The sequence below is a fragment of the Neptunomonas japonica JAMM 1380 genome, assembly GCF_016592555.1.
Taxonomy (GTDB): Bacteria; Pseudomonadota; Gammaproteobacteria; order Pseudomonadales; family Balneatricaceae; genus Neptunomonas; species Neptunomonas japonica_A.
Genome location: NZ_AP014546.1, coordinates 905,270 through 917,589 on the forward strand (window position 1 = coordinate 905,270; position 12,320 = coordinate 917,589).

Annotated in this window: 8 protein-coding genes; 3 read left to right on the top strand and 5 right to left on the bottom strand. The window is 39.6% G+C overall.

Translation table 11 applies throughout. The features are described from left to right. Position 1: 1 nt before the first annotated feature. Positions 2 to 634, bottom strand: a complete 633-nt coding sequence (locus NEJAP_RS04120; RefSeq protein ID WP_201349428.1) for a GDSL-type esterase/lipase family protein — start codon at positions 632 to 634, stop codon at positions 2 to 4. 259 nt (positions 635 to 893) lie between these two features. Here NEJAP_RS04120 and NEJAP_RS04125 point away from each other — a divergent pair, with 259 nt between their 5' ends. Together NEJAP_RS04125 and NEJAP_RS04130 are read left to right on the top strand one after the other, a co-directional pair. Then, entirely contained in the window at positions 894 to 3,488 is a 2,595-nt protein-coding gene (locus tag NEJAP_RS04125; protein WP_201349429.1) for a VanZ family protein, read from the top strand. A 117-nt stretch (positions 3,489 to 3,605) separates the two neighbouring features. Next, positions 3,606 to 5,933: a hypothetical protein gene (locus NEJAP_RS04130; RefSeq protein ID WP_201349430.1), complete on the top strand. Its 2,328-nt coding sequence runs from the start codon at positions 3,606 to 3,608 to the stop codon at positions 5,931 to 5,933. 14 nt (positions 5,934 to 5,947) lie between these two features. Here NEJAP_RS04130 and NEJAP_RS04135 read toward each other — a convergent pair whose 3' ends face one another. From NEJAP_RS04135 to asnB, 4 genes are all read right to left on the bottom strand, one after another. Next, complete coding sequence (locus NEJAP_RS04135; protein WP_236591058.1) at positions 5,948 to 7,525, bottom strand: hypothetical protein; 1,578 nt, start codon at positions 7,523 to 7,525, stop codon at positions 5,948 to 5,950. A 202-nt stretch (positions 7,526 to 7,727) separates the two neighbouring features. After that, on the bottom strand, positions 7,728 to 8,783 hold the full coding sequence (locus NEJAP_RS04140; RefSeq protein ID WP_236591059.1) for a GNAT family N-acetyltransferase: 1,056 nt from the start codon (positions 8,781 to 8,783) through the stop codon (positions 7,728 to 7,730). Then, positions 8,755 to 9,951, bottom strand: coding sequence for an aminotransferase class I/II-fold pyridoxal phosphate-dependent enzyme (locus NEJAP_RS04145; protein ID WP_201349433.1), 1,197 nt, complete (start codon positions 9,949 to 9,951; stop codon positions 8,755 to 8,757). Before NEJAP_RS04145 ends, NEJAP_RS04140 begins: the two co-directional genes overlap by 29 nt. A gap of 2 nt (positions 9,952 to 9,953) precedes the next feature. Continuing rightward, positions 9,954 to 11,852 carry an asparagine synthase (glutamine-hydrolyzing) gene (gene asnB / locus NEJAP_RS04150; RefSeq protein WP_201349434.1) on the bottom strand — a complete coding sequence of 633 codons (1,899 nt, stop codon included), beginning with the start codon at positions 11,850 to 11,852 and terminating at the stop codon, positions 9,954 to 9,956. Between the two features lie 212 nt (positions 11,853 to 12,064). Here asnB and NEJAP_RS04155 point away from each other — a divergent pair, with 212 nt between their 5' ends. Further along, on the top strand, positions 12,065 to 12,316 hold the full coding sequence (locus tag NEJAP_RS04155; RefSeq protein WP_201349435.1) for a phosphopantetheine-binding protein: 252 nt from the start codon (positions 12,065 to 12,067) through the stop codon (positions 12,314 to 12,316). The last annotated feature ends 4 nt before the right edge of the window (positions 12,317 to 12,320 follow it).

Below are 12,320 nucleotides of genomic sequence, written 5' to 3' on the forward strand. Positions count from 1 at the left end.
TTTAAATTACTTGAGAAAGTATTGATTTTAAAGTTGAGTAGCCGCTTTCATTTAAATGGACTCCATCACCTGAATGATACTCACTCTTCAATTGCTGTTTCGAATTAATAAGGCTCTGATAGTTATCGATAAATGTACAATTTTCTTTTGTTTTACAAATAGCTTTATATTCTTTATTAGTAGCAGCTATTGTTTTGTTTATTTTTTTTGTCTTAGACTCATCAACAGGCAAAATAGCTAAGAGAAATATGGATACGTCTGCATTAATTAAATTTAGAATACGCTCAACATTCTTCACTGTGTTTGTGAATCCTTGCTGAATATCATTAACGCCAATTTCGATGATTATTTTATCAGCCTGTTTTATTGATTCCATAGTGGTGATTCTAGAGAGAAGGTTTTCAGATGTATCCCCTCCTAGCCCAAAATTGACTGATTTATTTGAAATGTCAGATACAGACATTCCTTGAGTTATGCTATCGCCTAAAAATAGAACCGATCCTGATGTTGTATTTTTGTCTACACGTCTTAAGTGTGCCTGCATCTCCACTTGGAATGCTGTCAAAACCGGCTGCCCTTTACTCGTTATTGTTTTAGCGCTCAGTAATTGAGCAATACTGGCTTTAGGGATCATTATAAGAATTATTATTGTTGTTATAATTGAATATAGTGTTAATAGTTTCTTGTGATTTTTCATAGATAGTTTTGTATTTTAGCTTATATTCAGGGTAGCAGAGTTAGTGTGAGTATTCTTTTATCTTCCATCATTAATTAAGTACTTGTCTTTATCTTTGTCAGTATCTATTGTTCGGTTACGAATCATAGTTGAAATGTTATGATTTGCCACTGATCGATAGTTTACATGTTACTGTTACTTAAGAGTGATCTATTTAATGCGATTTGTTTTTTATTTTGTATGCTTTCTCATAGCTTATGGCTCTCTTTTTCCTTTCGAATTCTCAAAAAACATTGATGATGCTGTTTTTCTAGCATTTGTTAATTCGTGGAACGGCCAAACCAGTCTAGGTGATGTGTTAGGTAACATTATTCTTTTCATGCCCTATAGTTTTTTTGGCTTGGTAGCATTTTCAAAAAGCAAAGCCAGTATGACGTTAATTGCTACTCTTTCTGTATTCGGAGTTCTCCTTGCGTTCGCATGCCAAGTTGCGCAATTGTATTTGCCAAGTCGTTCGCCTGCTTTAGTTGATGTGTATTGGAATACCCTTGGTTTAGTGCTAGGTATAGCTTTTGCTTATTCTGATAGAGTACGTACTTTTGTTAGGAGTGTTGAGCTATATTCGTTTTCACTTCCTCTTGTTTTGCTTGGCTTATGGTGTGCTTCAAGATTAGTTCCTTTTGTTCCCAGCATTGATCTGCAGTCGTATAAAAACGCACTTAAGCCTCTGCTAGTTGCTCCAGAGTTTGATTTTTATCAGTTTCTTTTTTTTGTTGCGGCTTGGTTAGTTGCAGCTCATTTGTTTTTTTACTTATGCAAATCAAGAGTGAAATTTTTACTCTTGATAGGCGCTGTTCTCACTGTTTCTTTACTCGAAATTATTATTGTAAAAAATGATTTGTCTGTAACGGATGTAGCGTCATGGGTGTGCGCTTTATTGCTGTGGCCGTTACTTCCAAAAAAAATCTCTAAAAGGTCACTCTACTTAGTTTTTGTATTGTTGGCGGGCGTTGTATCAGGGAGTTTGTTGCCTTTTGAGTGGCAAGTAAATAGCGGTGCTTTTGAATGGGTTCCGTTTTCCGGATTTTTGAGTGGTTCTATGTTAACAAGTGCGGGTGTCTTTGCTCAAAAGTTGTTTGTTATAGGGGCTATATTCTTTTTGCTTTGTGAGTCTGGCCGATTGTCTCAAAAAGCTATTGCCGTTGTTTTTTCTGTTTTTCTTGCTATTGAAGTTTTGCAGAATTGGCTTGTTGGGCATTCAGCAGAAATTACCGACCCATTATTAGTATTGTTCTGTGGTTTATTGTTTCGCAGGGTTCTTCAGAGCTCCCTTAAAAAGCCTGTACTTCTTACTGAAACAGAAAGTGTTGTTACGCAGGTTTCAAAACCTGTTGAAATGGCGAGCCTTTCAAGCTCCTGTGATTTTAAACGGCGTTGCTTGGTTGTTATTGCAGGTATTGTCGTTGCTGTGTCCATTATGATCGCTTTTTATTTTCTGGTTCGCCTGCCGGGTGTCCCCTACAACATTCGTGAATTATTTAGGTTTGAAGCCTCTGGGTTCGATCTGCTTTTTGTAAGTCTGGCATTGTTGTGGTTTGGTGTGGGGGCTGCATGGATGGGAGAAGTCATTGCTAAGAGCCGTCGGCCCGTTATAGTTGCACCTGTTGCCGCTACGGTAGTCGCTATTATATTGTACTTCTTATTCTTTTTTGGTGTAACAGGCGAAAGTATTAGTGATGTTGCGGGCTCATCTGTGTGGGTTCATCGTGTAGGAACTAGAGGTGTCTTTGGGCCGTTAGGCGTCAGTTTTGTTGAGTTCTTTGGTGCAGATAACTTGCGTTTGTTAACAGAGCCTGTAGAGCCTATTGTAAGATTTGGGGCATTATTCGGGCCGGTTCTTATTTTGTTAGGCATCTTTTTTGCTACATTGTTTAAGACACGATGGCTTCCATTACCCTGGAGGAAAAAAGGTGTTTTACGATACTTCCTTATCTATTGCCTATACATGTTGCCTTGGTTTCTTGTATGCAAAGTTATCGCATTTGATTTATCTTCAACTGACAACCTTAACGAGTTAATTGCACGTGATGGGCCGTGGGGGCTCGGAGGTGGAGGCTATCTTTATTTGTTAGTATTCATCGTCGTTTTTTCGGCAGTACTACTTTCAATATCGCTTATTCGAGTTCGTTTTTTGACCATATCAGCTGCATGTTTAGCCGTACTCGCCTTAATCCCTGTTGGCTGGTTCTTATTGAACAAAGGTTTGGTTGAGAATGTTGGTAAATACGGGTTGAATTACTCTGGTGTCGATTTTTTGTTAGGACCCGACCGGAAAAATTTGGTTTCATCAGATGCATTATTCTTACGATGGATCGTAGTGCAGTTAAGTGGCGTTATCGTTTTAGCTATTGGCGCTCATTTATACCTACGCTGGGTTGGCGTGTCTATCTTGAGTAGGCATGAAACTGTTTTATCGAAAAGTGCTGTCACAATGTTACAAGATATTGAAGTGAACTTGAGCACTTCACAGTTGGATTTTTTAAATGAACTAGCGTCCGTAAAAAAACAAACGATATCATTTATCGTAAGGTCTATTATAGATAACGCGATGAGTGAAGAGCTGGGCAGTTCAGATGAATTTCTCGAAAGTTTAGAGAAAAGCATTTCTGAATACTCTCGTATGAAAGTATGTGTTATTCGTGTAGAGCTAAACCAAATAAAGTGGGTTGCTGTAGTGGCCGCTAAAGGTAATGTGAGCGATTCAAGAGTAATTCGCAAAACGCTTGAGCAGTTTATGAAGAGTTGCTCATAAGGGTGTTTTTAATGTATAGCTTTTATTGTTAGTAATTAATGTATATAGGAATTCATGATTAAGTTCCGTACTGCTTTAAGAATACTGGTTTGCTATTTGCTTTTTATGAACTCATCTATGGCAGCTGAGCCCTCACCTGCATTGCCTTTTGGTAATGTCGGTGCACTACAGGCTTTAGGGTTGCTTCCTGTGTTTGATAATACGGGCCGAAAAATATCAGCGGACACTGATATTAAATGGTCTGGTGAAGGTGGCGAGCGAGGTGAAATTGGACTTTTCCCAGAAGACCACGCTGCATTTTTAGCCGGTAATACTGATTTGTTACCAGGCATTTTGCAGTCTGCTGATCAAGCACCTCCGGCGTCTTTTAGTTTTGGTCATGCTCCCAATTTATATTGGTTACCTTATCTGATGACGGGTGATAAAAAATACCTAGGTCATATGGAAAATTACTATCGTAAATTCTGTGACAAAATGAGTAAACCGTATGATAACTGGGTGGGCTGGCAGCAATCGGGTCGTTATCTGGCCTGGACTTTGCGGCAGTTAGTACAATTGGCTTATTTAGAAAAAAAAGGGCTGACAAAAAATACGTATTACTTAACGGCTTTGAGTAATGCAAAAAAATATTATTTAAATAATGTCATTACAGCCTCTAATGAAAAGCCATACTACGAGGTTTGGAGGGTCTTAGCTTTCAACTCTGTTACCTATAAGTCCTTCGGTTGGACTGGGTGGATGGAGAGTATGGTAGGTCAAACGCTCAACTATACTGTTCGTCTTGGATTTAATGATTGGCTCCCTATAGCACAGTGGCAATTCGAACACTTAAATCGACGTGTGAATTTATGGTCTGTTAAAGCGGTAGATAATGATCATGTGTTTTTTTATGACCGGGCTAAGAAAGGAGAAATTACGGATTATAAGAGTGCTAAGTTGTGGGCTACCACGCACGGCTGGGAAGAGGTGGCGGAGTATTCAACTAGTATTATGAACAAACCCACTTATAAAAAGTGGGACAAAGGCACTTTGTTTACTGCTGATGCTAAAGTTGATGGTAGGTTTTTTACTTACCGTAATCGCGCTCAGTATGCATACGCATGGGCTGCTTTGGCCGCTCAAAATGACATTGAAGGTGCTGCTGAAATTGCAAACCTTCTGCGTGAAAAAATTGATGAACGTGGCGATCGTTGGGATTACAAGAATTATCAATCGGGATATCCATTTAGCATTAAGCCGTCAAAAAATCTTACACATAAAGTGTGGGATCCTATTAGAGACAATAAAGGCAAGGTAGCAAAATCTTCTTGGAGCTCTCTGCCAATTAGTTCCAAAGATAATCCGCATATCTTAAAGATTTCAAATTTGGACCCTTCTGGTGAAATTACTGACTTATTAGAGAGTCGTGGTTTTAATTCCTCCAAAATGTATGGTTACTCTCATGTGAAGGGGACTTTTACTGCGTGGGTAGGACAAGCATTCGATAGACATTCCAAGGTTGTTTATTACCCTTGGGGTGGGGGGCATGCCGACTCTTCAATTAATGGAATCTGGAAGCTGGACCTCAATAAGTTAAAATTTGCGGTGGAATCAATGCCATCCGATCCTGACTTGCAAGGCTCTGAGTGGTCTGACAAGTATAAAAAGCTGGGAGGTAATGGCTCATTTACTACGTATATGGATAGAGATGGTGTGATTTCTTACGTTCTCCCTGATGGGCGGCCGCCATCTCAGCATACATATGGAGGTGTAGCGAAAGTGGGGGATATATTGTTCACTACTCGAAATCGTAAATATGCTTACAATGTGAAGACCAAAGAATATAACGTTGATGGTTGGAAAAAAAATGGATCCCTGTTTCAGACAAGTATCCAAAATGTGGTGTTTCCATATAAAAACAAAGTGTTTGGTATTCTGAAATCAGAACTCCAGTACTCAGGATGGAATAAGCTTGAGTCGGCTGAAAGCACAGATATTGTAGATATTGATGCCCCTCCTAGAGGAATCAACTTTGTGGGCCAGCATTTGATATTTCAGATGACTGAATCAAAAATTATGGCGATGAATTTTCATAAGAAAAGCGGTAAAAACGTTTATGCCGTATTTGATATGAAAACTGAGAGTTGGAGTGATCTAGTAGAAACGTATGGGTTGCCAGCGCATAACTATACGCAAGAAATGCAGGCAGGAGTCTATATCCCTTCTTGGGGGACTAAAGGCTCGGTTTTACGTGAGTTTAGTTATGGCTCGTTAAGAGGGCAGTGGTATTTGTTGGATTTGGCAACCAGTCAGTACACGCCATTTTCGTTTACTGGCTATGAGGTTCAAGCAGGTACTTTTGTTGGTAATAAAGCATTTATAGCAGATATTGGTGGAATTAAAGCACTTTTCTACCTTGCGGTTAATAGCAAAGTATCTGAAGTATATGTAATGAGAATTGAGTAATTCAGCATTACTTGTTATTTAACTTCTAAGTTATAACGCTCACCTAAATATTCTAGCGTAGCTATTAGGCCATATTGTTTGGCAGAATTTATCAAATCAATATTGAAGAGGTTTCTCATAATAGGGAAATCTTCATCAATGACGCGTGATAAATACGGCTGAGATAGTGGCATATCCGGTGTTTCTTTGTGTCTATTTTTCAATCTAAATGACAGTTTTCGAGTAAACGGTGGTCGTTGAGTGCTCAAAAAAGTTTTTAATCGATATTTTAGAGGCCTCGCACCATTTAAAGAGAAACCATAATCACTAGGATAGTTAGCCAGACGAGAGTTTACTTGGGATATCATGCGGCCTTGAAGGTAGCCTAAATCTTTATAATTTAAAGGTATCTTTGATGTGTTTGAAATGGCTGCGGGCTCAAGAAACGGGAAGAGCATCTTACCAAAGCGCTGGTTTAATTGTGCGTCACGGCCTGTCCAAAAGCGTCCTCTAAAATGAGGATATAGCTGCTCTATTTGGTAGCGTTCTAAATGTTCATTGCTGCTATTAATGGCGCTCTTCATACACGCAGCCATTTCTTGTCGGTATTCTGTTTCTTTAAATGTTGAACTAAAGGCGCTTCGGTTATATTGAGAGTAAAATGTAGAAACAACATCCTGAGCTCTCATCTTCTTATTAGGGATATAAAAGAAGTTTCTATAGATTTCACCTAAAGATCCATTTAAAGGGATCTGCTCGTTTGCATGGCGTTTGAGCCGATCGCTGCGGTCAGTGCCAAAATCAAAGATCCCATATTCAACTTTCCAGCCATCAAAAGCATAAAAATTGGCTTGAGTTATTTCATTATAACTATCTGGTTCGATGACTGGTGCTTTGCTTTTATTTATACACTCCAACTCTAGGCTTTCGGCCTTTGCGACGGTTTGTGCAATGACAACATCTTCATCATTATCGTTGCCATAGACGAAAAGCTTTGGTTTCACGCCATGTCGCATCAACATTGCTAATGATAACCGCGAGTCAAACCCCCCAGAGAATGAAAGTTTTATATTATCACCGTATGCGCTAGCAACAGGCTCAAATACGCAATCAAGCTGCTTACAATGGTAGCTTGCTACTTGATCTAGCGTCATATGGGCGGCGCAGTCATCGCTATCTAAAACTGGGCTGGTGAGTTGAAGAGTTTGCGTTTCTTGACTTGTGATTTTTAGAATGGAATTTGCTGGTAAAGTGCTAACGCCTTTGAGAAGTGACTTATTCCCAAAAACAGCACCATTGATAACATATTCATAGCAAGCCTGAGTATCGAAAAATTTAGGCTCTGTTATATCGCACATGGATACAAATGAGTTTGAGTATACGCACTGCTGAGAGTCAACGTAGATTTGACTGCAACCTAATCCGTCTGAGATGAGGTAAGTGCAACCTGCTTTTCTCAGTATGACAACATATGTTCCTGTCATCTCTTGCCATGTAAAAGTTTCGGCATTGAAATTATTTAGGAGGCTACTTAATCCCAAAAGTGATTTACTGCCTTTATAGGAAAAAGTCCCTAGCGATACAATAAAATCCCCATTTTCAGCTTCTTTCAATGCCGGCGTGTTACCTGATAGGTCGTTAAATAAGATCAGCTTCTTACTGCCCAAATCAATTGTGAGGTATTTCGAAAAGCCGTTTTCAGCCATGATGTTGATATGGCGTTCGACGTTATTTTGAAATTTCTCTTTGTCACATAAAACAAAAAAACTCATTGAGTTCTCCAATTAATACAGGCAGCCGAGCGTACAGGTGTTTTTATGGTTTTAATTTTTTTAGTAAGGTTGCCGCTTTTGAATAAGCACTAATGTGGTACATGGTGCGAATTTCATCACTCCATTTGGTGTGCCATTCCATAACTTTTCCATAGAATTCAATGCGATCTACTAACTTATTGTCGAAAATATACTCAAAAGCATCTTGTTTAAGTAATAATGCTGGTGAGGATATTTTGATACTTTCATCATAAGTTGTTTTTAATATGATAATTGAACCATTACCCATGATGCATAAATCAGTGGCTACTAAGTCATCGTTATACCAAAACTGAAAAACGATAGCGTTACCTTTTTCTGCAAAGTTGGTCAGCATATCAGTGTAAAAGCGCCCTTGATCATTATCAGCACTAATAGCGGTATTTAATTCAGATTTCCAGCCTGCGCCCTCAAGTTTACCGTAAGCCTGAATCGCTGATGACATTTCGTTAGCAGATGTCAATTGAACAAGGCGGGTAGTAACTTCTTCTCTTTCTAAGCGGTTTCTCTGCTTACGAAGGTTTTGTCTTAGGTTTTTTCCGCGTTTAGCCCAATATTCCTCAAAGCTTTCTTTTATAGTCACTCTAGCCGTTTCGATATAAGGCATAGTGCTGAATTGGTTGCTCTGTTCTGGCATAACCAGTAATTCTGGATCTTGTTGAGTAATACTTAGGGCCAGAGAAGTAAATGAGAGTTTTTTGCGTAGAGACTGAGCCAAGCTTTGCGTTGAAACGTCAGCTTTTTGCATCCAGCATCCTATTGGTGCTTGAGATGGTTGGAATGTGCTCCAAAAGCCTAAACGAGACTCTATAACAATAGCCATGGCCGTTATTGAGTTGCCTTCTTGGTATATAGCGAGTTTTTCAGTGCCTGCGCCAAAGTGCTTAATCAATGGAGCTACAAAACTACTGTCCAATAACGGTGTAGATGTCGTCTCGCTATTAAGTTGGTCCCATTGGTTTTTATGCGTATTAAAATCACTTATAGGGTAAAGGCTCCAGCCTATCGCTTGCATTGTTTCGTCCACTTCGTTATTTGATTGCGAGTATGATTTTTTCAATCATCCAATCGAGTTCTTTTAATGTTAGTTCTTGATGGCAAGGAAATTGAAACACATGAGAAGAAAGCGTCATGCTATTTGGGCAAAGCTCTTGATTTATTTCCTCATCAAGAAACTCACCAAATCTCCAAATAGGTACTCCTTGGCGCTTGAGCGTATCAAATGCTTGTTCTGGGCTATTCACAAATAGCGGGAAAACAAGAGGTACACATTCTTTGTCTAAAGCGTCAAATAATGGATGAGCATTTGCAAGACCCGCAAGAGCAGTGTGTAGCTTTTCGTAGTTGGCTCTGCGTTTAGAGATGATTCGCTTGTAATCACTCTTTTTGATGGTCGTCAAAGAGGGGGTTGAAGTGTTTTTATGAATCCAGTTTTGATCAAGGCCGTAGCCGCCTTCTGAAGATGAAGGGCTGATAGCGGTGCTAACACTACTTTTTCGTAGGCGTTTGATAGAGTTCCACGTCAACTCTTTTACTTTCAATATGGCTTTTAAAAACTTACCGAGAAAGCCAAAGCGACCGTAATTGATGGCTCTCTCGACAATGTTAAAAAATGATTTTAATTGCAGTGAGGCAGGTTGGGATTCAAGAGCAATTGTGTTGAGTGAGTGCTTTGATGACGCTAATACTCCACCGTCGAAGCAAGGGAAGAACTTCATGCTGCTGGCAATCGAATAATCCCCTACAGTGCCTACAGGCACGCCATCTTTTGAACCAAAAAAAGCATGAGCGCAGTCTTCTATTAAAACAATACTGTTTTCATCACAAAGCTTTTTTACTTTACAAAGATTTTGGATACGACCGAAGTAATGAGTAACAATAATTGCCTTAGTAGATGAAGTGATTTTATCTAGGATATCGTCATCGTTAATTGATGTATCTGCGTTAATTTGATAAAAAACAGGCGTAGCTACACGCCATAATACTGGCGATATCATTGATTCACAGTGGTATGCAGGAATCAAAACTTCGTCATTTTCAGTGACCCCGGCATGTTCTAGGGCAAGTGCTATTCCAGCACGTCCGCTAGTTACATGTATTTGCTCAGAGTTTGATAGTATTGACTTAACATCTCTGGATTTAGACGATAGTTTGATCGATTTTTCAGACAATACTGGTGCTAAGGGGATTGCCGGTGAAGGGTAGAAAACCCGATTGTTTTGTTGCATGTTCATCCCTTGCCCTTACTCTCTAACCATAACTCAAGCACCATAAGAATCCAGATAAGCTCGCCATAGTATGCTGCGTGTCCATCGCGATGCAATTTTATCAAATGATCTAAAAACTCTACTTTAAAATATGAACGCTCTTTTAGTTTCAGTAAGCTTTCATAGGCTAAGTCCTGCAAGGGTTTGTGCGTTTGCATCCAAACCCCGAATGGCAGGCCAAACCCTTGTTTTTTCTTGGTAATCGTTTCATTTGGAAGCCAGTTCGTCATAGCTTCTTTATAGAAGTAGCGTAGTTTTTGTCCTTTTAGTTTCCAATCATCGGGTATTTCGCAGGCTAGTGCCAGCATCGCATCATCAAGCATGGGGTAGGCAACTTCGACCCCCGCTAGCGCACACATGTGGCTGACTTTCCTTAAGTCGTTGTCAGCGAGCGTAAACTGCCAATCTAAAAATAGCATTCTGCTCAATGATGTTGCATTTTCAGGAGCATTATAGACTGACTCTAATAATTCTAGAGGGTAACTAGTCGAAATTTGATTAATAAAGTCATCATTGAAAATTTCTGACGGTGCATGCTGGTTAAGAAAGTTATAAGTCTGCATACGACCAGGCAGAGGTACGTTTGCCTGATTGACGTAGCTATTAGCTTTGCTTACTAATGGCAATTGTTTTGGAAATGCTTTCAATAAAGGTTCTATTGCATTGTTGCGTAAACCTTTAGGGATGCTGTTGTATACTTCAAATACTTTTTGTTTCGCATAGCGTTCATTACCAGCAAAAAGTTCATCACCACCATCACCACCTAATAGTAGCTGCACTCCATCTTTGGCGGCTTCTTTGGCACAAAAGTAGGCAGGAAGTGCCGAGGAGTTGCCAAAGGGCTCGTCATAACTAGCGACGATCTTAGGTAAAGCGTCGACAATGTCTTCAGGCGTAACATAATATTCATGTAGTTTAACGCCAAAATGTTTTGCTGTTATGCGAGCAAAAGCCATTTCATCATAGCCTTTAGCAGAAAAGCCGATGGAATAGGCATGTGCTTGGTTGCCGCTTAATTCAGAGAGCATTCCTGTAACAGTTGAGCTATCTAAACCACCACTCAGAAATGCAGCTACTGATTTGTTTTGTGGGATTGATCGCTTCACTGAATCTTTTAATGTGACGCGCAGCTCTTCGCACTTATCTTCAAAGCTTGATGATTGAGTTTGTTTGAAGGTCGGTAGCCAGTATCTATCTTGGCTTATAGCACCATCTTTCCAGCAGATAGAGTGGCCTGCTAGCAGTTTGCTCATGCCTTCATAAATAGGCGTTGGGCTTGGAACCATATGAAAGTACACATAGTTATACAGGCCTTGATCTCTTAGCTGAATGCTTACAGAGTCGTGTGCTAGTACGGTACCGGCGGTACTTCCAAAGATAATGTGTTTATCGCACTGGGTATAATACAGTGGAATACTGGCTAGGCGATCAACACCGCAAAACAGTGTTTGATTGTTATTGTCAATGATAATAAAGGCAAATGATCCTTGGATTCGCTTGGCACATCCTTGGCCTTCTGCTTCATATAAGCTGAGTAACGTAGCAGCATGGCTCTGTTGTTTTGCTAACGCTGTTAATTCTTTTGTAGGCCACCAGGGTGTACCGATGACAGTAACGCTAATGTTATTCGCTGTGTGAACTTCAGCAGTGGAAGCTAGATAATTTTTCGAAGCGCTATCGCTTGCTGTCGATGTAATTGTTAGCGGACTATTCAGTGCTTGTTTCATGTTCATGGCATTTGTGGTGCCATTAGCTTTAGCGCCTGAAATACCTAACCAACCATAAAATGCAGGGGCTAGCAGTGGTGTAGAAGAATTATTACTTTCATGGTTATGTAAGGTATTTACTACATTCCCTGTCATTATATGTCCTAGTGTCTGCTGATGTTAAGATTTCATGGTTTATGATTTGTATGTATGACGTTCAGTTTATCGTGCTTTTTTAATAATGTCGTTATTGTTCTCTTGATCGGTTTATTATTTTACTGTTGAACAATTTTGCTGATTAATCCTGAGATGCTAACATTACAATCGTGAGTTTTACCTTAATAGCATGACAATAGTAGGAGTTTTGTGTGATTACATTGGATGAAGTGAAGCAGCTTATTGGAGATGCTTTACAGCTTGGCTCTAGAGTTGATGATTATGATGAGTCTACCCCTTTGCTAGGTAGTATTCCTGAGTTTGATTCAATGGCTGTAGTGATGGTGATAACCGCCATTGAAGAGAACTATGGCGTAGCGGTTGAAGATGACGAAATTAGTGCTGAAGTGTTTGAAACGATAGGAACACTTTTTAGTTTCGTTAACAACAAACTTTCGGCGTAATTAA

What these genes read in the sequence shown, in the direction of transcription:
- NEJAP_RS04145 (WP_201349433.1), bottom strand. Translation starts at nt 9,951, where the DNA reads ATGCAACAAAACAATCGGGTTTTCTACCCTTCACCGGCAATCCCCTTA.
- NEJAP_RS04130 (WP_201349430.1), top strand. Translation starts at nt 3,606, where the DNA reads ATGGCAGCTGAGCCCTCACCTGCATTGCCTTTTGGTAATGTCGGTGCA.
- NEJAP_RS04125 (WP_201349429.1), top strand. Translation starts at nt 894, where the DNA reads ATGCGATTTGTTTTTTATTTTGTATGCTTTCTCATAGCTTATGGCTCT.
- asnB (WP_201349434.1), bottom strand. Translation starts at nt 11,852, where the DNA reads ATGACAGGGAATGTAGTAAATACCTTACATAACCATGAAAGTAATAAT.
- NEJAP_RS04120 (WP_201349428.1), bottom strand. Translation starts at nt 634, where the DNA reads ATGATCCCTAAAGCCAGTATTGCTCAATTACTGAGCGCTAAAACAATA.